This is a genomic window from Phytohabitans sp. LZ39 (assembly GCF_059359075.1).
This window is the reverse complement of the sequence record NZ_JCADBM010000001.1, coordinates 384,819-409,079: the sequence shown is the minus strand read 5'-3', so window position 1 is coordinate 409,079 and position 24,261 is coordinate 384,819. Positions and strand designations below refer to the sequence as shown.

At 70.7% G+C, this 24,261-nt stretch carries 21 protein-coding genes and 1 pseudogene; 20 read left to right on the top strand and 2 right to left on the bottom strand.

Going from position 1 to position 24,261, the window contains the following annotated elements:
- Positions 1-21 precede the first annotated feature (21 nt).
- The 9 genes from AC5L36_RS01875 (at position 22) to AC5L36_RS01835 (ending at position 9,732) form a co-directional block, all read left to right on the top strand.
- Entirely contained in the window at positions 22-531 is a 510-nt protein-coding gene (locus AC5L36_RS01875) for a SigE family RNA polymerase sigma factor (RefSeq protein WP_441215936.1), read from the top strand.
- On the top strand, positions 528-1,778 hold the full coding sequence (locus tag AC5L36_RS01870) for a hypothetical protein (protein WP_441215937.1): 1,251 nt from the start codon (positions 528-530) through the stop codon (positions 1,776-1,778). Before AC5L36_RS01875 ends, AC5L36_RS01870 begins: the two co-directional genes overlap by 4 nt.
- A gap of 42 nt (positions 1,779-1,820) precedes the next feature.
- The gene (locus AC5L36_RS01865; RefSeq protein WP_441215938.1) at positions 1,821-2,213 is read left to right on the top strand and encodes a DUF485 domain-containing protein; all 393 of its coding nucleotides are present in this window, start codon (positions 1,821-1,823) and stop codon (positions 2,211-2,213) included.
- Positions 2,213-3,874, top strand: coding sequence for a sodium/solute symporter (locus AC5L36_RS01860; protein ID WP_441215939.1), 1,662 nt, complete (start codon positions 2,213-2,215; stop codon positions 3,872-3,874). The genes AC5L36_RS01865 and AC5L36_RS01860 overlap by 1 nt, the downstream gene beginning before the upstream one ends.
- 69 nt (positions 3,875-3,943) lie before the next feature.
- Positions 3,944-4,630 (top strand): response regulator transcription factor, encoded by a 687-nt coding sequence (locus AC5L36_RS01855; protein ID WP_441215940.1) that lies wholly within the window; start codon positions 3,944-3,946, stop codon positions 4,628-4,630.
- Positions 4,627-5,658, top strand: coding sequence for a HAMP domain-containing sensor histidine kinase (locus AC5L36_RS01850; protein ID WP_441215941.1), 1,032 nt, complete (start codon positions 4,627-4,629; stop codon positions 5,656-5,658). The genes AC5L36_RS01855 and AC5L36_RS01850 overlap by 4 nt, the downstream gene beginning before the upstream one ends.
- A gap of 216 nt (positions 5,659-5,874) precedes the next feature.
- Positions 5,875-7,314, top strand: a complete 1,440-nt coding sequence (locus AC5L36_RS01845; protein ID WP_441215942.1) for a DUF4153 domain-containing protein — start codon at positions 5,875-5,877, stop codon at positions 7,312-7,314.
- Between the two features lie 16 nt (positions 7,315-7,330).
- On the top strand, positions 7,331-8,092 hold the full coding sequence (locus tag AC5L36_RS01840; RefSeq protein ID WP_441215943.1) for an ABC transporter ATP-binding protein: 762 nt from the start codon (positions 7,331-7,333) through the stop codon (positions 8,090-8,092).
- A complete protein-coding gene (locus AC5L36_RS01835) occupies positions 8,083-9,732 on the top strand; it encodes an ABC transporter permease (RefSeq protein ID WP_441215944.1) in 1,650 nt (549 codons plus the stop codon). The genes AC5L36_RS01840 and AC5L36_RS01835 overlap by 10 nt, the downstream gene beginning before the upstream one ends.
- Positions 9,733-10,625: 893 nt before the next feature.
- Here the strand turns inward: AC5L36_RS01835 and AC5L36_RS01830 are convergent.
- Positions 10,626-11,594, bottom strand: a complete 969-nt coding sequence (locus tag AC5L36_RS01830) for a glutamate ABC transporter substrate-binding protein (RefSeq protein WP_441215945.1) — start codon at positions 11,592-11,594, stop codon at positions 10,626-10,628.
- A gap of 201 nt (positions 11,595-11,795) precedes the next feature.
- On the opposite strand from AC5L36_RS01830, the pseudogene AC5L36_RS01825 reads away from it, so the two are divergent.
- From AC5L36_RS01825 to AC5L36_RS01775, 11 genes and pseudogenes are all read left to right on the top strand, one after another.
- Positions 11,796-12,308 (top strand): annotated as a pseudogene (locus tag AC5L36_RS01825) (flavin reductase family protein); the annotation flags it as partial.
- A gap of 154 nt (positions 12,309-12,462) precedes the next feature.
- A complete protein-coding gene (locus AC5L36_RS01820) occupies positions 12,463-12,813 on the top strand; it encodes a DUF485 domain-containing protein (RefSeq protein ID WP_441215946.1) in 351 nt (116 codons plus the stop codon).
- Entirely contained in the window at positions 12,810-14,489 is a 1,680-nt protein-coding gene (locus AC5L36_RS01815; RefSeq protein ID WP_441215947.1) for a monocarboxylic acid transporter, read from the top strand. The genes AC5L36_RS01820 and AC5L36_RS01815 overlap by 4 nt, the downstream gene beginning before the upstream one ends.
- A gap of 131 nt (positions 14,490-14,620) precedes the next feature.
- Positions 14,621-15,622 (top strand): UDP-glucuronic acid decarboxylase family protein, encoded by a 1,002-nt coding sequence (locus AC5L36_RS01810; RefSeq protein ID WP_441215948.1) that lies wholly within the window; start codon positions 14,621-14,623, stop codon positions 15,620-15,622.
- Positions 15,623-15,716: 94 nt separating this feature from the next.
- Positions 15,717-16,952 (top strand): LCP family protein, encoded by a 1,236-nt coding sequence (locus AC5L36_RS01805; protein ID WP_441215949.1) that lies wholly within the window; start codon positions 15,717-15,719, stop codon positions 16,950-16,952.
- A 126-nt stretch (positions 16,953-17,078) separates the two neighbouring features.
- Entirely contained in the window at positions 17,079-18,254 is a 1,176-nt protein-coding gene (locus tag AC5L36_RS01800; protein ID WP_441215950.1) for an LCP family protein, read from the top strand.
- A gap of 312 nt (positions 18,255-18,566) precedes the next feature.
- A complete protein-coding gene (locus AC5L36_RS01795; RefSeq protein ID WP_441215951.1) occupies positions 18,567-19,502 on the top strand; it encodes an LCP family protein in 936 nt (311 codons plus the stop codon).
- Between the two features lie 13 nt (positions 19,503-19,515).
- Positions 19,516-19,851, top strand: coding sequence for a rhodanese-like domain-containing protein (locus AC5L36_RS01790; RefSeq protein WP_441215952.1), 336 nt, complete (start codon positions 19,516-19,518; stop codon positions 19,849-19,851).
- A 93-nt stretch (positions 19,852-19,944) separates the two neighbouring features.
- Positions 19,945-21,405, top strand: coding sequence for a sensor histidine kinase (locus AC5L36_RS01785; RefSeq protein ID WP_441215953.1), 1,461 nt, complete (start codon positions 19,945-19,947; stop codon positions 21,403-21,405).
- A gap of 18 nt (positions 21,406-21,423) precedes the next feature.
- Complete coding sequence (locus AC5L36_RS01780; protein WP_441215954.1) at positions 21,424-21,885, top strand: ATP-binding protein; 462 nt, start codon at positions 21,424-21,426, stop codon at positions 21,883-21,885.
- A gap of 178 nt (positions 21,886-22,063) precedes the next feature.
- Positions 22,064-22,948 (top strand): DUF5926 family protein, encoded by an 885-nt coding sequence (locus AC5L36_RS01775; protein ID WP_441215955.1) that lies wholly within the window; start codon positions 22,064-22,066, stop codon positions 22,946-22,948.
- Here AC5L36_RS01775 and AC5L36_RS01770 read toward each other — a convergent pair.
- On the bottom strand, positions 22,935-24,149 hold the full coding sequence (locus AC5L36_RS01770; protein ID WP_441216310.1) for an arginine deiminase: 1,215 nt from the start codon (positions 24,147-24,149) through the stop codon (positions 22,935-22,937). The genes AC5L36_RS01775 and AC5L36_RS01770 overlap by 14 nt on opposite strands.
- Between the last annotated feature and the right edge of the window lie 112 nt (positions 24,150-24,261).

Genomic DNA, 24,261 nt, shown 5'->3' with positions numbered 1-24,261 from the left:
CTGGTGGCGAGGGAGGTGGGCATGAAGGACGCCGACAAGGCTTTCGAAGACTTCGTCCGAGCGCGGTCGGCCGCACTCGTCCGCTACGGGTACGTGCTGACCGGCAACCCGCACGACGCGGCCGACCTGGCCCAGGAGGCGCTCGCGCGCCTCGGCTCGGCCTGGTCGCGGGTGCTGCGCAAGGACGACCCCGAGGGGTACGCCCGCACGACGATGGCCCGGCTGCACATCAGTCGCTGGCGCCGCCTGCGCCGGGAGCGGCTGGTCGGTGAGCCACCGGATCGTGGGTACGCCGACCCGGGCCTGGACCGCGCGGAGGGTGACGCTGGGCTGTGGCGGGCGCTCGACGCGCTGCCCCGCCGGCAGCGGGCCGTGCTGGTGCTCCGCTACTACGAGCACCGCACCGACGAGGAGATCGCCGCGCTTCTGGGGATAGCGCGCGGCACAGTACGCAGCCAGGCCGCCCGTGCGCTGGACAAGCTCCGCGCCAGCTGGGCACCGGCGCACACGAAGGCAGGAAGTGGACGATGACGCACCAACTGGAAGAGGACCTGACTTACACGTTGTCGGACGCGGCCAACCACGCGCCTGAGCCGGACGAGGGCTTCCTCGACGGTGTACGCCGCCGGCAGCGGGCCCGCAGGCACCGCCGGACCGCCGGGATGGCCGGCTGCGCCGCGGTACTCGTGGTGGTGGGCGGGGTCGCCGTCGCCAACCTGAGCGCGGGATCCACCGACGAGCCGCCCCCGTTCGCCAGCTCGAACTGGTCGGGGACAGTGCCGGACTTCGCAGCGGCTGAGGCGCCCGACAAGGTCTGGTCGGAGGCGGTGCACCGGCTGCCGGCCACGCTGCCGAACGGGTCCGACTACCAGGTGTTCGCCGTCCTCGGTGGCGACCGCTACCTGGTGCGGACGGGGAAGCCCAACGCGAGCGCACCATCCGTCTTCAACGCCGAGACCGGCGAAGTCATCTTTCTCGGCACCGAGCAGATGCGGACCCGTCCGGACTCGTCGTCGACCGACTGGACCGCGGCCGTCGGCGACTACGCCGTGTGGTTCGGGACGGCCGGGGTCGACAACGGCAAGCGATGGCACGCGGAGATCTGGACCGCGCGGCTGGATGGCACAGGCGACCCCAAGAAGATCGCGACGGTACCCGACCACGGCTCCAGTCCTCCACTCATCGGCGTCCTCGGCGACTCGCTCTACTGGGACGAGGCCGGCCTCGTCGGCGAGGAAAGTGCCGCGATCTACCGCCTGCCGGTCACCGGCGGCACGCCGCAGCGCGTGCCGGACAGCGACGGATACCGGCTGTTCGGCCTGTCGCCGTGGGCGGACACGACCAGGCACTTCGTCGCCGAGGACGAGTCCACGCCGAGCAGGGGCGTGCTGTGGGACGTGGAGACCGGCGAGCGGCGGCCGTGGGTCGCGCACGAGAACGCCCGGAAGGTCATCTGCGCCCCGGAGATCTGCACCGGCACCACCCAGGGTGGCAAGTACTTCGTGCAGCGCCTGGACGGGACCGGCCTCCGCGAGCTGCCCTACCCGAAAGACGGCTTCAACGCCAGCCCCGCGATGGCCGGCAGATTCAGCGTCGGCACGGTACAAACCGCCCGCGGGATCCTCTGGTACGTCTGGGACCTTGTCGACGGCAAGGCGGCCGGCGTCACCGCCCCATCGGGGTCGGAGGGGATCTCCTACGGATACGAAGACTCGATCTTCCAGTGGCGGGCGGCCGACGGGTCTGTCCGCGTACTCGATCTGGCGGCGATCGGGTAGCCGGAGCTTGACATCGGCCGGTGGTGGGTGAGACTGCCGGACATGGAGGAGCCCACCACCGGCGCCGGCGCGCCACAGCGGACCAGGATCGTGCTGGCCGACGTGGTGCGCCGCCACGCCCACGACCGCGCCCGGGCCGAGCTCACCGAGCAGACCCAGGTCGGCGACGCCCTGGTGCGTGGGCTCGTGCGGGCCCAGCTCGCCCTCGCGCTGCGGCTGTCGGTGGTGGTGGCGATCGGGCTCGGCGCGCTGCCGCTGCTCTTCGCGGTCGCGCCGACCATCAGCACCGTGAAGGTCCTCGGCATCAGCCTGCCGTGGCTGCTGCTCGGCGTCGGCGCGTTTCCGTTCCTCGTCGCGGTGGGCTGGACGTACGTCTACCTCGCCGAGCGCAACGAGCAGGACTTCACCGCCGTGGTCCGCCGGCCGGAACGCTGATGGGCAACCCCTACACCGTTCCCGCGATCGTCGCGGTCACGCTCGTCACGCTGGCGATCGGCTTCTACGGCCTCAAGCTGGCCCGCACCACGTCCGATTTCCTGGTCGCCTCGCGCGTGGTCAGCCCCACCTGGAACGCGGCGGCGATCGGCGGCGAGTACCTGTCGGCCGCGTCGTTTCTGGGCGTGGCGGGCCTGATCCTCAAGTACGGCGTCGACGTCCTCTGGTATCCCGTTGGCTTCGCCGCCGGCTATCTCGCGCTGCTGCTCTTCGTCGCCGCGCCGCTGCGCCGGTCGGGCGCGTTCACGCTGCCGGACTTCTGCGAGCTGCGGCTGCACTCGCGCGGCCTGCGCAAGCTCGCCACCGCGTTCGTGGTCTTCATCGGGTGGCTCTACCTCGTGCCGCAGCTCCAGGGCGCCGGGCTGACGCTCACCACCGTCACCGGTGGCCCCTACGAGCTCGGCGCGCTCCTCGTCGGCGCCGTCGTCACCGCCAACGTGGCGCTCGGCGGCATGCGCGCGATCACGTTCGTGCAGGCGTTCCAGTATTGGCTGAAGCTCACCGCGCTGGCTGTACCCGCGATGTTCCTGGTTTTGCACTGGCAGGCGGACGGCCGTCCGCCGGTGACGCCGCCGGACGGCCTCACCTTCCCCACCGCGACCACCGTCGTGGTCGACCACCCCGCGACCCTCAGCCTTCCCGACGGCTCCACAAGGGAGGTACAGCCCGGTGAGGAGCTGACATTTCAGGCCGGTGAACGGGTGCCGCATGTGTCCGGTGTGGACATAGCCCGGGACATGGACTGGCTGCTGCCCGGAAACGACGCGGGCGGGCTCTTCGGCACCTACAGCCTGATCCTCGCGACGTTTCTCGGCACGATGGGGCTGCCGCACGTGCTCGTGCGCTTCTACACCAACCCCAACGGCGCCGCCGCACGGCGCACGACGCTTGTGGTGCTCGCGCTGGTCGGGCTCTTCTATTTCTTACCCACGCTGTACGGCGTACTCGGCCGCGTCTATACCCCGCAGCTGATGATGACCGGTGACACCGACGCGGTCGTGCTGCTGCTTCCGTCCGCGGTCGTCGGCGACGGCGTACTCGGACAGATGCTTGCCGCGCTCGTGGCGGCGGGCGCGTTCGCCGCGTTTCTGTCGTCGAGCTCGGGCCTGCTGACCAGCGTCGCCGGTGTCATCTCGACCGACGTGCTGGCGCACGCCAGCGACCGCGGTCCCGGCCAGCGCGGCTCCGTGCGCGACTTCCGGGTGGCGGCCCTGGTGGCCGGCCTGGTCCCGGTGGTGCTTGCGCTCAACGTCGCCAGCCTCGACGTCTCGCAGGTGGTGGGCCTGGCCTTCGCGGTGGCCGCGTCAAGCTTCTGCCCGCTGCTCGTGCTCGGCATCTGGTGGCGGCGCCTCACCGACCTGGGCGCGGCCGCCGGCATCCTGGTCGGCGGCGGGGCGGCGGTGGGCGCGGTGCTGGTCACCATCCTCGGTCCGCCGCTCCACGGGTGGGCGGCCGCGCTGATCGCCCAGCCGGCGGCGTGGACGGTGCCGTTGGCGTTCGCGGTGATGGTGGCGGTTTCCCTGGCCACCCGCCGCCGCACGCCACCCGACGTGGGCACGACGATGCTCCGCCTGCACGCGCCCGAATCGCTACGCCTCTGACGGGGTTCTCCACAGGTTGTTCACAACTCGCGCGGGAGGTCTCCATCGTCGGTGCATAGAGTGCCGGACATGAGCGAGCGTCGGGTCTTGGTGGTGGAGGACGAGCGGACGATCGCCGACTCCGTCGCCGCACGGCTGCGGGCCGAAGGTTTCACCGTGCGGATCGCGGGCGACGGGCCCGGTGCTGTGGAGGCGGCCGCTCAGATGCGGCCCGACCTCGTCGTGCTCGACGTGATGCTGCCCGGCTTCGACGGGCTGGAGGTGTGCCGGCGGATCCAGGCGGAGCGGCCGGTGCCCGTGCTGATGCTCACCGCGCGCGACGACGAGACCGACCTGCTCGTCGGGCTCGCGGTGGGTGCCGACGACTACCTGACCAAGCCGTTCTCCATGCGCGAGCTGTCCGCGCGCGTGCACGCCCTGCTGCGGCGCTTCGAGCGGGCGGCCACCGCGGCACGGGAGGACGCACCGATGATCCGGCTGGGTGACCTGGAGATCAACCAGGCGGAGCGGCGGGTGCGGCGGGGTGGGGTCGAGGCGCATTTGACGCCGACCGAGTTCGACCTGCTGGTGCACCTGGCCGGGCGGCCGCGCACGGTGCTCCCCCGCGCGCAGCTGCTCGCCGACGTGTGGGGGTGGGCGGCGGCGGGCGGCACCCGTACCGTCGACAGCCACGTCAAAGCGTTGCGCCGCAAGCTGGGCGGCGACCTCATCCGCACGGTGCACGGGGTCGGATACGCGCTGGAGGTTGCACCATGACCACATTGCTGGACCTGCTCCCCCGGCCGCTCGACCCGGTGCGGTCGATCAAGCTCAAGCTGGGCATCCTGCTGGTGGCCTCGGGGTTTGCCGGGCTTGTGGTGTTTCGGCTGGGCATCGGGTGGATCGCGTACCGGACGTCCATCACCGCCATCGTCGTCGCGCTGGTGACCTCGCAGATCCTTGCCCACGGCATGACCTCGCCGCTGCGCGAGATGACCGCCGCGGCGCGGTCGATGGCGCGCGGTGACTACACGCGGCGGGTGCGCGCCACCTCGCGCGACGAGGTGGGCGAGCTGGCGCGGGCGTTCAACCAGATGGCCGCCGACCTCGCCGCCGCCGACCGGCAGCGCCGCGAGCTCATCGCGAACGTCTCGCACGAGCTGCGCACACCCATCACCGCCCTCCAGAGCCTGCTGGAAAACCTCGTCGACGGCGTCGCGCAGCCCAACCCGGCCGCGCTGCGCACCGCGCTGGCCCAGTCCGAGCGGCTCGGCCGGTTGGTCACCGAGCTGCTCGACCTCTCCCGGCTGGACGCCGGCGTGGTGCCGCTCGACCGGGTCGACCTCGACATCGCCGACTTCCTGGACGAGGTGGTGCGCGAGGCCGCGGTGACCGCCGCCGGCGCGGGGCGCCAGGTCGACTTCCGGGTGCTCGTACCCGAAGCGGCCGGCAGCGTCCGGGCGGATCCCGACCGGCTACGGCAGGTCTTCGCCAACCTGCTCGACAACGCGGCCCGCCACAGCCCGCCCGGCGGCACCGTGCTCGTGACCGCCCGCCCCTCTGCCGACCACTGCCGCTTCGACGTGCTCGACGAGGGCGACGGCATCCCACGCGACCAGCGGGCCCGGGTGTTCGAGCGGTTCACCCGCGGCGAGCGGGCGGGCACCGACGGGGGCACCGGCCTCGGGCTTGCCATCGCCCGATGGGTGGTCGAGCTGCACGGTGGCACTATCGCGGCGCTCGACCCGCCCGTGGAGGCGAAGAGCGGCTGCCGCATCCGGGTCACGATCCCGACGCCCGCCTGATTTTTCCGGCACGCACAAGCCCTTGCGCACCGCGCCGGGCGGATGGACCCTGCCCGAAAACGAGGAGGAACGATGGCGATACAGAGCCCACCCGCGGCGCGCCCATTTGTGCCGGTGTATGGCCCGCGCCCGCCCACATCACTCGAACGCCGCTGGCCGGGTCCGTCCAGACCGGCCGACGCGATCGCACTTGGCGCCACGGGGATGGCCGGTCTGGTGGCAGCCGCGAGCGTGCCACTGGACCGGCCGGGCGTCGGGTGGGCGGTCGCCGGGATGGCCGGCGCGGCGGCGCTGACCACGCTGTCGATGCGCGGCTGGGCGGATGGCGGCCCGGTCGGCCGGGGTCCGGCGGTGCGGCCGGCGACCGTCCCCGGCACCATCCGGCCACTGTGGACGGTCGCGACGCTCGCACTGCTCAGCGTCGGCACGGTTCGCGCGGCCGGCTGGCTATTCGTCCTCTGCCTGCTCACCGCCGCCGTGACCGCCTCGCTCGCGGTCACCGCCGGCCGTAGCCTGCCCGCGCTGGTCGTCACCTCGGTGGCCGTGCCGGTCGCGGCACTGCGCAGCATGCCCTGGATCACCCACGGCGCCAAGGTGGTCGCCAGCCGGCACCGCGGCGGCCCGTCCGCCCGGACCGCCGCGACCATCGGCGTATCACTGCTGCTCCTGCTCGTCTTCGGCGGGCTCTTCGCCTCCGCGGACGCGGCCTTCGCCGAGCTGGCCGGCCGCGTGACGCCGGAGCTCAGCGTGGACACGGTGGTCCGCTGGGTGTTCGTGTTCGTCTTCGCCACCCTGGCGCTGCTCGGCGGGGCCTACCTGCTCGCCGCCCCGCCGCGCCTCGACGGGTTGGAGCGCCCGGCCAAGGCGCGCCTGCGCCGTCTGGAGTGGACAGTCCCGCTGATCGCGCTCAACGCGGTGTTCATCGCGTTCGTGGCGGTGCAGCTCACCGTGCTCTTCGGTGGCGCGGAGCACGTGTTGAGCACCGCCGGCCTGACCTACGCCGAGTACGCGCGGCGCGGCTTCTGGCAGCTCCTCGTGGTGACCGCGCTGACGCTCGGCATACTCGCGCTGGCCGCCCGGTGGGCACCGCGCGACAACCCCCGCGACCGGCTGATGATCCGCGTCCTGCTCGGCGGGCTGGCCGCGCTGTGCCTGGTGATCGTCGCGTCCGCGCTCTTCCGGATGCACACGTACGAGGAGGCGTACGGCTTCACCCGCCTGCGCGTGCTGGTCAGCGCCTGCGAGCTGTGGCTCGGCTCGGTGCTGGTGATGGTGCTGGCGGCGGGTGTGCGGCTGCGCGCGGGCTGGCTCCCGCAGGCCGCGATCGGCAGTGGCGTGGCGGCGTTGATCGGCCTGGCGATGCTCAACCCGGACCACTTCATCGCCGACCGCAACGTCACCCGCTACGAGGACACCGGCAAGATCGACGTGGCGTACCTGTCCGGGCTCTCCGCCGACGCGGTGCCGGCGCTGGACCGGCTACCCGCCACCCTGCGCTCCTGCGCGCTCGGCGACGTGGCCCGCGACCTGGCGGCAAAGCACGACTGGCGCGGCTGGAACATCGGCGCCGACCGGGCCCGCCACGCCCTCGGCGACGAGCCCACCACGTCGTACCAGTGGACTGAGTCTTGCGGCCCGATCCGCGTTTACTGGTAGGACTACCGTCGGGTAAGTGACGACTGTTGAGCATGCCGCGCTGGCGGTCCGGGGGCTGGTCAAGCGGTTCGACGCGAAGGTGGCCGTGGCCGGCGTCGACCTCGACGTGCCGGCCGGCTCCTTCTACGGGCTGCTCGGCCCCAACGGCGCCGGCAAGACCACCACGCTCTCCATGGCGGTTGGCCTGCTGCGGCCGGACGCCGGTACGGCCTGGGTGCAGGGGCACGACGTGTGGTCCGATCCGGTGCGGGCCAAGGCGCTGCTCGGTGTGCTGCCCGACGGGGTGCGGCTCTTCGACCGGCTGAGCGGCGCCGAGCTGCTCGCCTACCACGGGCTGCTCCGCGGGATGGACCCCGCGGTGGTCGACCAGCGGGCGCGGGAGCTGCTCGACGTGCTCGCGCTGGCGGACGCCGGCCGCACGCTGGTGGTCGACTACTCGGCCGGCATGAAGAAGAAGATCGGCCTCGCCTGCGCGCTGCTGCACGCGCCCAGGCTGCTCGTGCTCGACGAGCCGTTCGAGGCGGTCGACCCGGTGTCGGCGGCGCTGATCCGCGACATCCTCCAGCGGTACGTGGCGGGTGGCGGCACGGTCATCTTCTCCAGCCACGTGATGGAGGTCGTCGAGCGCCTCTGCACGCACGTCGCGATCATGGCCGAGGGCGCGATCAAGCGGGTCGGCACGCTCAGCGAGGTACGCGGCGACAGGTCGCTGGAGGACGTGTTCGTCGAGGTGGTCGGCGGACGTACGTCGACGGGTGAGGAGCTGGCGTGGCTCTAGACCAGCACCAGCCGCCGGTGACCCTCTTCATCCGGCTCAAGCTGCGCGTGATGGCCAACAACATGCGCGGCAAGGGGTGGCGCATCGCGCTCTTCATGATCGGCCTGGTCGTCGGGCTGTGGTGGTCGGTGACCGCCCTGCTCCTGCTCGCCGCGCCCGGCCTCGCCGGCGACCTCGACGCGGCGGTGCTTGCCTCGGCACTGGGCGGCGCGGTGCTCGTGGTCAGCTGGGTGCTCCTGCCGCTGATCCTCTTCGGCGTCGACGAGACGCTCGACCCGGCGCGGTTCGCGCTGCTGCCGGTGCGCCGCCGCACGCTCGTCACCGGCTTGCTCGCCGCGGCGCTGGTCGGCATCCCCGCGTTCGCCGCGGCCGTGGCGACGACCGGGCTCGTCATCACGGCCGCCCTGCTCGGCGGGTGGAGCGCGGCCCTGGTGCAGGCCTTGGGCGTCGCCGCCGGCCTGCTCCTCTGCGTCGCGGCAAGCCGGGCGGTGACCAGCGCGTTCGCCACGATGCTGCGCTCCCGCAAGGTACGCGACCTCGCCGCGATCCTGCTCGCCTGCCTGGCCGCACTGCTCGGCCCGGTGCAGATCGGCGCGATGGCCCTGGCCGAAAACGCGGACTGGGAGCGGCTGCGCGGCCCGGCCCGCGTGCTGGGCTGGACCCCGCTCGCTGCGCCGTACACGGTAGGCGTCGACATCGCGGAGGGGCGCGCGTGGGCCGCCCCACTGAAGCTCCTCATCACGGCCGCGACCATCGCCCTGCTGCTGTGGTGGTGGTCGCGGACGCTGGAGTCGGCGATGGTCGGCGCCGAAAACGCCGGCCCGGCCCGCACCGCCGTCCCCGCGGGAGCCTCCGCGGTGGCGCAGCTCTTCCCGCGGAGCATGCCGTGGCTGCCGCGCACCCGATACGGCGCGCTGGTCGCCCGCGAGGCCCGCTACTGGTGGCGAGACGCGCGCCGGCGGGCCGGCCTCATCACGTTCGCGGTGATCGGCGTGATCATGCCCGTGATGGTCAACATCGGCTCCGGCGGCCTGAGCTCCGGCAGCGCCCACCCGGTCGTCATCAGCTTGATCATGGTCTTCGTCGGCGTTCTGGGCGCCGCCACGCTGGCCAACCAGTTCGGCTACGACGGCAGCGCCTACGCGGCGAACGTGGTGGCCGGCGTACCAGGCGCGGTCGAGCTGCGCGCACGGCTGACCGCGTTCACCACGTACCTCGGGCCGCTGCTGCTCGTGATCGCCGCGATCGTGGCCGTGTTCCTGCGCGAGCCGTCCTGGATCGGCGTGATGATCGGCTCGCTCGCCGCCGCGTACGGCTCGGGGCTGGCGGTCAACCTCTTCGTGTCACTGCACGGCGCGTACGCACTACCCGAGACGTCCAACCCGTTCGCGATCAACACCGGCTCCGGCGTGGCGAAGAGCCTGCTCAGCATCCTCGGGCTGATCGGCGCCGCGGCCGTGTCGATCCCGATCGTGGTGGTCACCGCCCTCGCCGGCGACGCGCCGGCCTGGCTGTGGCTGGCCGCACCGATCGGCCTCGCGTACGGCGCGGGCGCGGCCTGGCTGGGCACCTACATGGTCGGCGACATGCTCGACCGCCAGATGCCCGAACTCCTCCAGACGATCACCCCAAACCGCTGAGACAGATCCGAGCTACCGCGACGTCCGCGCTGGTCCGGACCGCTGCTCCCGCGGCCTAACCCTCCGCGTCACACAACCAACCCCAAGGACCGCGAAGGTCAAAGGGGCAGAATGCCGCTGCCACCGTGGGCCCGTAAACGTAGCCGGACCGCCGCAGCCGCGGCTTCACCCCATCCGCCGCTGGGCCGCGGTCGTCCCTGTCCACAATGTCTGCTCTCGGATCGACGATCCCGCCAACAACCGGGGCTTCGTCGCCGCGAGTAACCGCCGCAACGGCGCGAGCGGCACAAGATTCGAGATCTTTGGAGAGTTAGGGCGCCATTTCAACCCTAACTGTCCTAGATCTCAAAGCCCCCGATCCCGGCCGGTGACGCCGTGTAACTGATAGCCCGATGGCCAGACCGGACCCTTGCCCGCCGGGAACTTACGGTTCACCGCTGACGCGGACCTGGAGAGATCTGCCTGCAAGTAGTCGGCTGAAACCGGTCATGGCCCCTTCGGCCGGCCCCGCCTCTTGCCGCAGCCAGCGGGCGAAGCCCGAGCCGTGCCACCCAGCAAGAAGGGTGAACAAGCCGGGACGGCCCGGCCGGAGCCCGAGGCCCCGCACTAACCGCAACCACAAGCGAAGCCGAACCCGCAGAGCAAGCGGACAAGCTATCTCGACCCGAGGGCGGCTCACACCGCCGCACCGGTTACTCGGCGCAACGAAAGCTCAAGCGACCGACCAGCACCACTCGCCTGCCATCCTGATGGTCGGAGCGCTCCTGCCAGAGGCGGTCAAAGGGGTAAGCGCAACACACAGCGAACGGGTGAGGCCGCGGGAGCAACGGACCGCGACCACGACGGACGCCGCGGTAGCTCAAATCAATCGCGGTAAGCCGCGGTAGCTCAAATCAATCGCGGTAAACAGCCCGCGGCGGAGTCGGCACGTCGCCGAGTGAGGTGAGCCACCTCTGGTAGATCGCGGTCAGCCTGCCGTCGGAGCGCATGCGGTCGAGCACCCCGTTGACGAAGCGGATGAGATCCACTGTGGACTGGGACATCATGATGCCGTACGGCTCGACCCGGATCGCCGGACCGACCACGCGGGTCGTGGGGTCCTGCGCGACGAAGCCGGCCAGCTGGGCGTCGTCGTTGGAGATGGCGTCGACCTGGCCCTGCTGGAGCAGCACCAGGCAGTCGAGCACCTCGACGGCGGCGACCGGGATCGGCTTGGATGGCGCGCCGGCGATGTTGGCAATGTCGGAGCTGCCGGCCGCGGCGCAGACCTTCTTGCCGCCCAGGTCCTGGATGCCGCGTACCTTCGAGTCGCCGCGCACGAGCACCCGCTGCTGTGCCTCGTAGTAAGAGGTGGAGAAGGCGACCTCGCGCCACCGCTCGCAGTTCATCGACGTGGTCCGGATGATCATGTCGACCTCGCCGGCCTTGATCGCCGGGATGCGCTCGGCGGCGGCCATCGAGCGGAAGCGGATCTTGTTGGGGTCGCCGAAGAGCGCCTTGGAGATCTCCCTGGCGATGTCGATGTCGACGCCCACGAGCTGCCCCGAGTCGGGATCGCGGTAGCCGAAGAGGTAGGTGGTCTGGCTGACGCCGATGACGAGGTGGCCGCGCTCGGCGATCTTCGCCATCGCGGAGCCGGCGGGCATGGCGCCCGGGGCGGGTAGGCCGCCGCGCGGCCGGTAGCTGGCTCGTGGGTCACACCCGCCCTCTTCCGGCGAGCCGCTCGTCTCCGGCGCGGGATCCTGGACGCCGACCGGGCGCGGCGGGGGCAGTCGCTCCTCGACCGGCACGGCCGCCGGCCCCGATCCACAACCCGCGAGGAACGCCACCACCAGCGCTGACGCCCCGATCCTTGCCTTCATGGCCGGCAAGGTAGGAGGACGGGGTTAACGAGAGGCGTAACGGCGAATGAACGAAGATGAGCAGGTGAGGGAGCGAGTTGGCGCGGCGGCGTCTGGACGGAGCCGCCCCGCCGACGAAGTCGGGGTTTCGGGGCGGCGGAGGAAGACGTCGCCTTCAGCGCCGCACGAGCGAGCGAACCAGGAGGCACAGTGAGCCTTCCCGAGCCCGGCGCGCGGATCCACGGCACCGACCCCTTCGCGACGCCCGGCGAGGCCCGCTCACCCGTGCGGCGGCTGCGTGGGCGCATCGCCTCGACGGTGACGCTCTGGACCGCGCCCGGCCCCGCGGGCCTCACCGTCTCGTCCACGCTGGTGGCCGGCGGCGAGCCGGGCCGCCTGCTCGGCGTCGTCGACGACGAGTCGGACCTCTGGGCCGCGGCCAGCGCGGCCGGGCGGTTCGCGGTCGCACCGCTGGCCGCGGGGCACAAGCAGCTCGCCGACCGCTTCGCCGGCATCCTGCCCGCACCCGGTGGCCTCTTCCGGGATGACGGCTGGATCGAAACGCCGTACGGGCCGGTGCCCGCCGACGTGGGCACCTGGGTGGGCTGCCGGCTGGACAGCGCGCGCGAGTTCGGCTGGGGGCTGCTGGTGGAGGCGACGATCGAGGCGATCGAGGTCGGGCCGGACGACTCCCCCTTGATCCACTTCCGCGGGCGCTACCGGGAGCTGGGCTAACCGGTTACCGGCGTGATCCACGTCACTCGGCGCAGGCAGACAACCGTTCGGCGCAATCGACGACCGTGATCGCGATCACGACTTCCTTCGTCGTACCGCCGTTCTTACGGTCCTGCCGACACCCGCCTACGCCTGTGAAGGTGGTGAACTTCGCATGACGACGGATATCCCCGCTCCCGCCACCTCGGACGCCGAGCGGTACGTCGAGGTCCAGCGGTCGGAGGACTTCACGAGGTTGCGCAAGACTCTGCGCGGCTTCATCTTCCCGATGACCGTGGCCTTCTTTCTCTGGTACGCGCTTTACGTGATCCTGTCCGCCTACGCACGCGGCTTCATGGACACCAAGGTCGTCGGCCACATCAACGTGGCGCTCGTCTTCGGCCTCCTCCAGTTCGTGTCCACGTTCGTGATCGCCTGGCTGTACTCGCGCTTCGCGAGCCGCCAGGTCGACCCGATCGCCGACAAGATCGCCCACGAGCTCAGGGAGAAGGGAGACGCCGCATGAGTCCCTCCGCCTTCCTCGCGGCCGAGGCCGGTGACAACACCGCCCGCACGCTGACGATCACGCTGTTCCTGGTCTTCGTGGCCATCACCCTCGCGATCACCGTGTGGGCGAGCCGCCAGACCAAGACGGCGACCGACTTCTACGCCGGCGGCCGGTCCTTCTCCGGCTTCCAGAACGGCATGGCGATCGGCGGCGACTACATGTCGGCCGCGTCGTTCCTCGGCATCGCCGGCCTCATCGCGCTGTACGGGTACGACGGCTTCCTGTACTCGATCGGCTTCCTCGTGGCGTGGCTGGTCGCGCTGCTGCTGGTCGCCGAGCTCCTGCGCAACTCGGGCAAGTACACGATGGCCGACGTGCTCGCGTTCCGGATGCGCCAGCGCCCGGTGCGCACGGCGGCCGCGGTCTCCACGATCACGGTGTCGATCTTCTACCTGATCGCCCAGATGGTCGGCGCGGGCGCGCTCGTCGCGCTGCTGCTCGGCATCCGCCCCGGCACGACCTTCCTCGGCATGGACGCCGACGCCGCCAAGATCGCCACGATCATCCTGGTCGGCGCCCTCATGATCGTCTACGTCACGGTCGGCGGGATGAAGGGCACCACGTACGTCCAGATCGTCAAGGCGTTCCTGCTGATGAGCGGCGCGGCGCTGATGACGGTCCTGGTGATGGCGAAGTTCAACTTCAACCTCTCCTCGCTGCTCGGCGCCGCCGCGGACCAGTCCGGCAAGGGCGAGGCCTTCCTCGAGCCGGGCCTGCGGTACGGCGTGGAGGTCGCCGACAACGCGAAGCAGACCTTCTACAACAAGGTCGACCTCTTCTCGCTGGGCATCGCGCTGGTGCTCGGCACAGCCGGCCTGCCGCACATCCTGATCCGCTTCTACACCGTGCCGACGGCGCGCGCGGCCCGTAAGAGCGTGCTGTGGGCGATCGGCATCATCGGCACCTTCTACCTCTTCACCCTCGCGCTCGGCTTCGGCGCGGCGGCCCTGGTCGGTGGCGCGGCGATCCGTGAGCAGGACGCGGCCGGCAACACGGCCGCACCCCAGCTCGCCGAGGCCCTGGGCGTCGACTTCTTCGGTGGCGACACGGGTGGTGCGGTGCTCCTCGCGGTCATCGCCGCGGTCGCCTTCGCCACGATCCTGGCGGTGGTGGCCGGCCTGACGCTGGCGTCGTCGTCGAGCCTCGCGCACGACTTCTACGCCAACGTGATCAAGAGGGGCCAGACCTCGGAAAAGCAGGAAGTGAACGTGGCCCGGATCTCCGCGTTCGGCATCGGCGCGATCTCGATCGTGCTGGCCCTCTTCGCACAGAGCCTGAACGTGGCCTTCCTGGTCGCGCTCGCGTTCGCGGTGGCGGCCTCCGGCAACCTGCCGGCCATCCTGTACAGCCTCTTCTGGAAGCGGTTCAACACCTCCGGGGCGACGTGGGCGATCTACGGCGGTTTGATCGCCGCCGTGGTGCTCGTGTTCTTCTCGCCGGTCGTGTCGGGGGCTCCGACCTCGATGTTCAAGAACTCCGACTGGCAGTGGTTCCCGTTGAACAACCCCGGCATCATCTCGATCCCGGTCGGCTTCCTCTGCGGCTGGATCGGCACGCTCATCTCGAAGGAGACCGACGAGCAGAAATACGCCGAGCTGGAGGTGCGCTCCCTCACCGGTGCGGGCGCGCACTGATCCACCGGCGTTCCTGACGGACCCGCGCGGCCTGCCCACAGCCGCGCGGGTCCGTCCCGTCCGAGGTTCCCGCTGCCATCGTGGGGTACGTAGGGACAAGGCGGTGGGTATCAATCGGTAGGCTTGCGCTCATGGTCGTAGTCCCGCGATTCGGAGCAGGTCACCGCGTCCTCGTCACCGGGGGTGCGGGGTTTGTCCCGTCGCACCTGGTCGACGCGCTGCTGGCGCGCGGCTGCGCGGTGGTGGCGGTCGACAACTTCGTGACCGGGACCAAGGACAACGTGGCCCACCTGGCCGAGCATCCAGACTTCACGCTCGTCGAGGCAGACGTGGCCGACGGGCTCCCCGACCACCATCCGGCGATCGCCCAGCGCTTCGACGCGATCCTGCACATGGCCTCGCCGGCTAGCCCGACCGACTTCACCACGCTGCCGATCGAGATCCTCCGGGTCGGCTCCCAGGCCACGCTCCTGCTGCTCGACCGCGCGTTCAAGGACGGCGCCCGCTTCATCCTGGCCTCCACGTCCGAGGCGTATGGCGACCCGAAGGTGCACCCCCAGCCCGAGTCGTACTGGGGCAACGTCAACCCAGTCGGTGTGCGCAGCGTGTACGACGAGTCCAAGCGCTTCGCCGAGGCCGCGACGATGGCCTACCAGCGCCACCACGGGCTCGACGTGGGCATCGTGCGGATCTTCAATACGTACGGGCCACGGATGCGGCCGGACGACGGGCGGGCGGTGCCGACGTTCATCACCCAGGCGCTGCGCGGCGAGCCGATCACGCTGCACGGCACCGGCACGCAGACCCGCTCGATCTGCTACGTCGACGACCTGGTCCGCGGCATCCTGCTGCTCCTCGACTCGACCGAGACCGGGCCGATCAACTGCGGCACCGAAGACGAGTTCTCGATGCGCGAGCTCGCCGAGCTGATCATCCGGCTCACCGGCAGCGAGTCCGTGATCTCGTACGTGCCGCGCACCGCCGACGACCCGGAGATGCGCCGGCCCGACCTGACCCTCGCCCGCACCCGGCTCGGCTTCACCCCGCGTGTGGGGGTCGAGGAGGGGCTGCGCCGCACGATCGAGCACTTCGCGCAGCGAGTCGGCAAGCTCAGTGCGCAGCGGGTGGGCTAGCCCAGCGCGAAGCGGGTGGGCTGACTCCCGTCTTTGTGCCGCCGTCGGCGTTGGCTGAAAGGCAGACTCGCCTTCCCGACCTACCCTGGCTTACATGACAGCGACCAGGTCTTCCTACGGCGGCAGCTCCGGCCGGGCGTCCGTACCGGGCATGAACCAGCCCGATTCGGGACGAATCTCCGGCCGGGCCCACGTGCCTGGCTCGGCTGCCCCGGGGCAGCCACCGGCGCGCTCGTCGGGATACGGCGGCCGGGGGCCTGGCGGCCCGGGCGGTCCCGGTGGGCCGGGCGGCCCGGTCTACCCGGGCGGCCGGCGGCCCCGCCTGCGTCCCCGCTGGGGCCGCATCGCGCTCCTGGCCGGCATCGCGGTCCTGGTGCTCGGTCTGCTGGGCGGGCTCGGCCTCTGGGCGTACGTCAACAACCTCGATGACGACCTGGCCCGCACCGACCCGTTTTCGGAGATCACCGGCGGCCGGCCGGCCAAGACGGTCGACGGCACGCTCAACATCCTGATGGTGGGCAGCGACTCCCGCGACCCCGACGCCAAGGTCGACCAGAGCAGCGAGTGGCGCGCCGACACGATCATCCTCATGCACATCCCGGCCAGCCACAAAGAGGCCTACCTGGTCTCCATCCCCCGCGACCTCTACGTGCCCATCCCGGAGAGCGCGGGCGCCGACTGCGGCAGCGGCCAGCGCGCGAAGATCAACGCAGCCTTCGCGTTCGGCGGCCTCCCGTTGGCGGTACGCACGGTCGAGTGCTTCAGCGATGTCCACATCGACCACGTGATGGCGATCGACTTCGGCGGCTTCAAGGAGGTCACCGACGCGCTCGGCGGGGTCGACCTCAAGGTGGAGCGCACGATCACCTCGATCCACAAGCCGTACCGCACGTTCCACAAGGGCGTGCAGCACATGAACGGCGACCAGGCGCTCGACTGGGTTCGCCAGCGCAAGCAGTTCCCGGACGGCGACTTCGCCAGGGTGCGTCACCAGCAGGAGTTCCTGAAGGCGCTGATGGACAAGGCGGCGAGCACGGGCACGCTGACCAACCCGAAGAAGCTCAACTCGTTCCTCAAGGCGACGACCGACGCGGTGACGGTCGACGAGGGTTTCTCGCTTGTGGACATGGCGCTTCAGTTCCGCAGCCTCCGGGGTGACAACCTCAAGTTCTTCACCAGCCCGCACAAGGGCAGCGACACGATCAACGGCGAGTCGGTAGTGGTCTCCGACAAGGAAAAGGCCCTGGCCATGTACCAGGCGATGGCCAACGACAAGATGGAGGAGTGGGCCGCGGCCAACGCCTCACCAGCCCCCAAGCAGGGTAGTTGATCGACAACCGTTGGTGGCGTAGCCGGATGTTTCCGGCTACGCCATCTGCTGTTAACCTTCCATATCTCCAGTGGCTGTATCTTGCCCGCTGGACCTGACCCCCGGCGATCGGACCCAAGGATGCAGGTGGAGCGCGGCCAGAGGCGCCCCGTAACGGACGTCACCACCCCGCGCAAACGCCGGCGGGATCCACTGTGGGCACGCCTGACCGTCATCTTCGGCGCGGTGCTCATGATGGTGAGCGGCACCGCTATCGTCGGCGCCCGCGTCGTCATCGGCAACGCCACCTCCAACATCGAGACCACCAACCTCCTCGGCGGCGCCGCCGCGGCCGCCGGCCCCGGTGGCAACAACATCAAGGGCGCGGTCAACCTCCTGCTGGTGGGCATCGACGCCCGCGCGAGGGGCAGCTCCGAGACCAGCGTGCTGGCCGACACCATCGTCGTGCTGCACATCCCGGAATCGCACGACCAGGCTTACCTGGTCTCCATCCCGCGTGACTGGCGCGTACAGATCCCCGCGTACCCGAAGACCGGCTTCGGCGGCTCGACCGAAAAGATCAACTCCGCCTTCTCGTACGGCTACCAGGGCCCCGGCACCGAGCTGGAAAAGCGCGCCCGCGGCGTCGACTCGCTGGCACAGACCGTCCACTCGCTCACCGGCATCAAGTTCAACGGCGCGGCGATCATCGACTTCGCCGGCTTCGAGTCGGTGGTCAAGACGCTGGGCGGCGTCAACATGTGCGTCGACGAGCGCGCCGAGTCGATCCACCTGGGCATCGACAAGAAGGGCAAGATCTACAAGCTCTGGTACAAGGAGGGCGTCGGCATCCAGGACCTGCCGCCAGGCGCCAAGCCGGTCGTACACGAGAAGGGCTGCCGCCGGATGTCCGCCGAGCTGGCCCTCGACTACGCCCGCATCCGCAAGAGCCTCTCCGACGGCGACTACGGGCGGCAGCGCCACCAGCAGCAGCTCATCAAGGCCATCGCCAAGGAGGCGACGAGCAAGGGCGTGATCACCAACCCGCTCAAGCTCAACAACGTCATCAAGGCCGCGGGCAAGGCCTTCGTGCTGGACACCCAGGGCATCCCGGTCGAAGACTTCATCTTCACCCTGCGCGGCGTGGCCGCCAACGACCTGGTGCTGATCAAGACCAACGCCGGCAAGTTCAACACGCAGAAGGTCAACGGCCAGGACTTCGAGCAGCTCAGCGAGCAGTCGATGCAGATGCTCGCCGCCGTCCGCGACGGCCGCCTGGCCGACTTCGTGATCAGCAACCCCCAGTTCATCGCCAAGACCTAGGCAGGCGAGCGATCGTGGTATGTAACTGCCCCCAGAGGGGCAGCGAGGGCCCGCGATCTATTGGCGTGTGGCCGACCTGTGCGCCGATCAATGAAGTCGAGGCAGGCGACAGCGCGCCTGACCGTCGGTCCTGATCCGGAAGACGGTCGCGGGCGGCACTAGATCGGGGTAATTGGGGCCCTCCTGGCAAATCCGACCTTAGGCTGAGTCAAGAGACCACCGCCGGGTCTGGGAGGAGCCACGTCCACCATCGAGCGGGAAGCTACGGCCCCGGAGTCGCCCGGTCGGCCGCCCGCTCCGCGCTGGGCGAAGGTGGTCCTCGGCATCGGGCTGGCCCTGCTGCTGGTGTCCGCGGTGGGCATCGTGGGGCTGCGGGTGCTCGTGTCGCGGTACGAGCGTTCGATCGCACAGGAGCGGCTGCTCGACGAGGCGGCGCGGCAGCGGCGGACGGCCGTGCAGGGGCCGCTCAACTACCTGCTCGTCGGCTCCGACCTCCGGGCGAACAATCCGTCCGAGGGCCAGCGGGCAGACACGATCGTGATCGCGCACATCCCGGCCGGGCTGGATCAGGCCTACCTGATCTCGATCCCGCGTGACCTGCGCGTGCCGATCGCCGGCCATGGGACTGACAAGATCAATGCGGCCTTCTCGTACGGGCGGGTGCCGCTGCTCTCCGCCACGGTGACCCAGCTGACCGGCGTCAACTTCGACGGAGCCGCGATCATCGACTTCTCCGGCTTTCGGCGGGTGGTCGACCTGCTCGGCGGGGTGACGATGTGCGTCGACACGCGCACCCGCTCGATACACACCGGCCGCCTCTTCACCGTTGGCTGCCAGCAGATGAGCGGCGCGGTGGCGCTCGACTACGCCCGCCAACGGTACGACCTGCCGGCCGGTGACTTCGACCGGCAGCGGCACCACCAGCAGCTGCTCAAGGCGATCATGGTGAAGGTGTCCGACCGTGGCCTTGTCACCAACCCGCTCAAGATCGACCAGCTGGTGCGGGCGGTCGGTGCCTCGCTGACCGTGGACACCAACGGTGTACCCGTGGAGGATCTTGTCTTCGCGCTGCGCGGGTTGGGAGCGGGTGACCTGGTGGGACTCCAGGTGCCGGCCCACCCGGAGATGATCGGCGGCGTCTCCTACGCGCTGCTGGACGACCCCGCGCCGGGCCTCTTCGCGGCGTTGTCACGCGCGGAAGTCGCCGGATGGGCCACTGCCAACCCGAAGTGGATCAACAAACTCTAGATAGAGTGGCGACGTGTTCGGACCTCACATTCCCACGGTTTCCACGGCGGAGATCCCCGCCGGTGCGTATCTGCTCGACGTGCGTGAGCCTGACGAGTGGGAGGCCGGCCACGCGCCCGGCGCCCACCACATGCCGATGATGGACATCCCTGCCCGCCTCTCCGAGCTGCCCACCGAGGGCGACATCGTCGTGGTGTGCCGCTCCGGTGGGCGTTCCGGGCAGGTGGTGGCCTACCTACTGGGCAACGGCTGGGAAAACGTGAGCAACCTCGACGGCGGCATGCAGGACTGGGCCGCCAGCGGGCGTGAGCTCGTGAGCGAGGTCGGGCAGCCGGCCCGCGTGCTCTGAGCACCCACCGTGTCGAGACCGGGACGGACACGGTGTGGGATCCAGAAAGCGCGGTGATAGCGAAATGGGAGTCCCACAGGGCAGACTCGGGGCATGCCGGAGCGCCCTGACTACGCCGCTCTGATCGCCGGCCAGGCCGACGTCATCGAGACGGCCAATTCCGGCGTGTCCGGGCTGCCGGTGGTCGGCCACCTGCTGGGCCTCGGCCAGCGGGCACTGCACGCCGACGGCATGACCTTCGTGGAGTACGGCCCTTCCGGCGGGCGGGTCATCGCCGCCAGCGGTGCCACCGGCTGGACGCTGGGCCGCCCGGTCGACCCCACCGCCCCGGCAAACGCGCGGCTGCTGGCCGGGCCGCAGACCAGCGAGCTGCCGGCCGACGCGTTCGAGGCCGGCTTCACCCTCCAGCTGCGCTCCCGCGGGCTCCACCGCGTCATCCACGCGCGCACCGACATCAGCGGCACGACGATCGGCAGCCTGCACGCCTTCTTCGCCGATCCCGACGGCACCGCGACGGCCGACGACCACTCGCTGATGGTCTACCTGGCGAGCTGCATCGCCCACCTCTACGGCGACCAGGCCGGCCTTCCCGTGCACGGCAACGGGCCGGTGGTGGCCGCGCTCGCCGACGGCCTCGCGGTGGTCGACCGCGACCTGCGCATCCGCCTGTGGAACCCGTCGGCCGAGCAGGTCACCGGCTTTCCCGCGGAGAAGATGCTCGGCGAGCGGCTGCCGTTTCCGCTGCCCGCGCCCGGCCAGGTGATCGACCACCGGCTCGACGACGGCCGCCGACTCAAGGTGGCCGCGGGCGAGCTGCCGGGGGCGCCCGAGTCGCGTGTGGTCACCTTCCGTGACACCACGGACCAATATCAGCGTGATCACGACCGCGACCTCTTCGTGGCGGTGACCAGTCACGAGCTGCGCACACCGGTCACCGTCATCAAGGGATACGCCGACACGCTCAGTAATCACTGGGAGTCGCTTTCGGAGCTCGACCGGCTGGAGGCGGCCCGCGTGATCGGGCTGCGGGCGGGCGAGCTGGCCCGCCTCGTCGACCGGCTGCTCTCCGCCGCCAACGACGGTGGTCAGGTGGGCGCGGCGCCGCCCACGCCGTTCGACCTCGTCGATGCCCTGCGCACGGCGGCGAGCGCCCTCCCCGCCGACCTGCGTCGGCGCCTCACCCTCGCGCTTCCCGACGACCTGCCCAAGGCGTTCGGCGACCGGGCCAGCATGACGACGGTCCTCACCGAGCTGGCCACCAACGCGGAGAAGTACTCGAATCCCGGCACCCTCGTGGAGGTCACCGCCCAGGCGGAGGAACGCACCGTGGTATTCCGGGTTAGCGACCGCGGCATCGGGGTACGACCGGAGCACGTCGAGCGGGCGTTCGATCGCTTCTGGCAGGGAGAGCAGGGAGACCGGAGGAGGTATCCAGGCACCGGTTTGGGCCTCTATCTCGTTAGAAGAATTGTCGAGCGGCAAAACGGGTGGGTATCCCTCCGACCCCGTCAGGGGGGCGGTACCGTCGCAGAGGTGCGACTCCCGCGCGGATAGGTGAGGGCAGGAGGCACGATGGTGTCGATGGCACTGGCCGAGCGAGCCTGGTGCGTAGTCATCCCACATCACCCCCGCGGCGCGCGCATAGCCCGGCAACGCCTCACCAACGAGCTTCGTGACGCGGTGCATCCCGCTCTCCTCGCCGACGCCGTCGCCGTGCTGGCCGAGCTCGTCGGCAATGCGGTGCGCCACGCCAACCCGCTGCCCGGCGGGGTGGTGCGGGTGGCCTGGCGGCTGCGGCCGGCCGGCTCCGAGGCCGAGGTCGACCACGACACCGTCGAGGTGCGGGTTACCGACGGCGGCGCGGCCGAGCCGCCACGCATCCGGGCGATCGCCACCGACGCCGTCGACGGGCGCGGGTTGAGCATCGTGGCCGCCCTCTCCGACTGCTGGGGCGTCGACCGAGACGGCCTCGGGCAGAGCGTCTGGGCGGAGCTGTCGGGCACTTTCGACCACCAACGGCGGGAAAGTCCGTGATCGGCCGCGCCTTTGGCCCCGCGCCGCGCGCGTAGAGCCTAGGCTGAACGGCTGTGAGAGAGCGAGCTGGCGCGGTGGCGTCTGGACGGAGCTGCCCCGCCGACGAAGTCGGGGTTTCGGGGCAGCGGAGGAAGACGTCGCCTTCAGCGCCGCGTGAGCGAACGAACCCGGAGACAGAGTGAGCAAGCGTCGAAAGAACTCCCGGTCCGCTGAGGCGGCTCCCAAGCGTCAAAAGCTGCGCGACGTATTCGTCCCCCGCCCGTTCGAGGGTCTGGCGGACGAGGCGGAGTGGATCGCGCTGCGCGAGCTGGTGCCGGCCGCGTCGGCGCCGCTGCGCCTCGCCCCCGACCTCGTCGCCAAGTACGGCGAGCGGTCCGTCACGCTGGCCACCGTGCTGCCGATGGCGTGGCCGGCGATGACCAAGCCGGACGGCCGGGTCTTCGTCGGTCTCCAGCGCCACGTGCAATCCGGCGACATCTCGCGCGACCTCGCCGTCGCCCTGCTCTCCGCACTGGAGACCGAGCCGGGCGGCACCGTGGCCGTGCCGGCCCTGCCCGGCGAAGGTCCCCGCCTCCAAGATGTCCTCGTCGACGGGGCGCTCGACGTGACGATGCACGACACGTTCGAGTTCTGGCTGGATGCCGACGCGGCCGACGACCCCAACGTGAAGGCGTCGCTGGAGCGGGCCAACGCGTCGATCTACCCGACCGTGCGGCTCGCGGCGGCCAAGGCGGCGTACTGGTGCCGGGTCCCCGAGAAGGGGCACGTGCGCTGGGTGCTGCCAGACGACGAAGACGCCGCCCTCAACGCCCTGGCGAGGCTCGCCGGTGCGGGCGAGCTGCTGCTGGGCGACGGCACCAAGTTCGCCGGCATGTTCCGCGCGCACGGCCGCCTGGTGCCGGTGTGGGACATCCCGCGTGAGCCGGAGGCGGCCGACTGGGAGGCGCCCGTGGCCGACTTCGCCAAGCGCTACACCGACGCGCTCGGCGACGAGAGCCCGCTCGACGCGACCGCCCGCCGTGCCAAGCAAGGGCTGCTGGGCCGCCAGCTCACGCTGCGCTGAGAGGCTTCAGCGGGTCGCGGACCATCGGGCAGGACATGCACCGCGGGCCGCCACGACCGGAGCCCAGCTCGGACCCGGGGATCGGGATCACCTCGATGCCGGCGCGTTCGAGCTGGGCGTTGGTTTCGACGTTGCGCTCGTACGCCACGCACAGCCGCGGCTCGATGGCGAGCGTGTTGTTGCCGTCGTCCCATTGCTCCCGCTCGGCGGTCACCGGGTCGAGCCCGGTGTCGATGACCCGGAGCGCGTCGAGGTCCATCGCGTCGGCGGCGGCCCGCAGAAACGGCGCCGGACCGTCCACCTGCGGCTCGCCGTCCTCGCCGGCCACCACCGTGTACGCCACGAGGGCGTCGGCGACGTTCGGGTACATCAGCACGGCGTCGACGTCGACCATGGTCACGATCGTGTCGAGGTGCATGGTGGCGCGCTCCTGCGCGATCGGCACCACAAGGATCGTGTGCGCCAGCCCGGCCATGAACACCCGGCGGGCCAGCCGCTCGGCGCCGGCCGGGGTGGTCCGCTCCCCCACTCCCACGGCGAGGACGCCGGGCGCGAGGAGCAGGACATCGCCGCCCTCCACGGGCTCGAGCGCGGGCTGGTAGGCCAGCTCTGTGCCGGCGAAGCGTGGATGGTGCCGATAGATCGTGTGCAGCAGCGTGGTCTCCCGCCGCCGGGCCGGCATCGCGAGGCTGCTGACCGCCGCCTGGTCGCGCACCCAGACCGACGAGTCGCGGGTGAAGAGCAGGTTGGGCAGCGGGTCGATGATGAAGTCGTGCTGGTCCATGAGGGCGTAGACGAGGCCGCCCGGTCGGCCGCGCAGCTCCTCGTGTGCCAGCCCGGCGATGAGCACATCGGACAGTCCGGCCGGGTCGAGGTAGGCCAGGTGGTCGGCCACCCGCCGGCGCAGCGTCTCGCCCAGCCGCGGGTCGGCGAGCACCTGGCCGGTCAGCTCGGCCCGCGCCTCGTCGGTCGCGAGGGTCTCGGCGAGCAGCGCGCTCAGGTAGAGGACCTCCACGCCACGGTCGCGCAGGGCGCCCGCGAAGGCGTCGTGTTCTTCCTGCGCCCGGCCCACCCAAGGGATCGCGTCGAAGAGCAGCGAGTCGCTGTTTCGCGGGGTCAGACGCGCCAGCTCAGGACCCGGGCGGTGGAGGAGCACTGTGACGAGTCTTCCAACCTCGCTGTCCACGTAATGGGCCACAATGGTCAGCGTAGCCACTCGGGTAGCACCATCTGACAAAAGAGGCGGGTCGTGAATGCGGCATTCATCCCCAGTCACTCCGCCGTCACTCCTTCTTGAGTACCCGCTCAACCAC

Excerpts from the sequence above, each read along its gene's own strand:
- AC5L36_RS01820 (WP_441215946.1), top strand. The coding sequence starts at position 12,463 with ATGACGACGGATATCCCCGCTCCCGCCACCTCGGACGCCGAGCGGTAC.
- AC5L36_RS01810 (WP_441215948.1), top strand. The coding sequence starts at position 14,621 with ATGGTCGTAGTCCCGCGATTCGGAGCAGGTCACCGCGTCCTCGTCACC.
- AC5L36_RS01780 (WP_441215954.1), top strand. The coding sequence starts at position 21,424 with ATGGTGTCGATGGCACTGGCCGAGCGAGCCTGGTGCGTAGTCATCCCA.
- AC5L36_RS01850 (WP_441215941.1), top strand. The coding sequence starts at position 4,627 with ATGACCACATTGCTGGACCTGCTCCCCCGGCCGCTCGACCCGGTGCGG.
- AC5L36_RS01830 (WP_441215945.1), bottom strand. The coding sequence starts at position 11,594 with ATGAAGGCAAGGATCGGGGCGTCAGCGCTGGTGGTGGCGTTCCTCGCG.
- AC5L36_RS01805 (WP_441215949.1), top strand. The coding sequence starts at position 15,717 with ATGACAGCGACCAGGTCTTCCTACGGCGGCAGCTCCGGCCGGGCGTCC.
- AC5L36_RS01855 (WP_441215940.1), top strand. The coding sequence starts at position 3,944 with ATGAGCGAGCGTCGGGTCTTGGTGGTGGAGGACGAGCGGACGATCGCC.
- AC5L36_RS01815 (WP_441215947.1), top strand. The coding sequence starts at position 12,810 with ATGAGTCCCTCCGCCTTCCTCGCGGCCGAGGCCGGTGACAACACCGCC.
- AC5L36_RS01860 (WP_441215939.1), top strand. The coding sequence starts at position 2,213 with ATGGGCAACCCCTACACCGTTCCCGCGATCGTCGCGGTCACGCTCGTC.
- AC5L36_RS01875 (WP_441215936.1), top strand. The coding sequence starts at position 22 with ATGAAGGACGCCGACAAGGCTTTCGAAGACTTCGTCCGAGCGCGGTCG.
- AC5L36_RS01785 (WP_441215953.1), top strand. The coding sequence starts at position 19,945 with ATGCCGGAGCGCCCTGACTACGCCGCTCTGATCGCCGGCCAGGCCGAC.
- AC5L36_RS01865 (WP_441215938.1), top strand. The coding sequence starts at position 1,821 with ATGGAGGAGCCCACCACCGGCGCCGGCGCGCCACAGCGGACCAGGATC.
- AC5L36_RS01870 (WP_441215937.1), top strand. The coding sequence starts at position 528 with ATGACGCACCAACTGGAAGAGGACCTGACTTACACGTTGTCGGACGCG.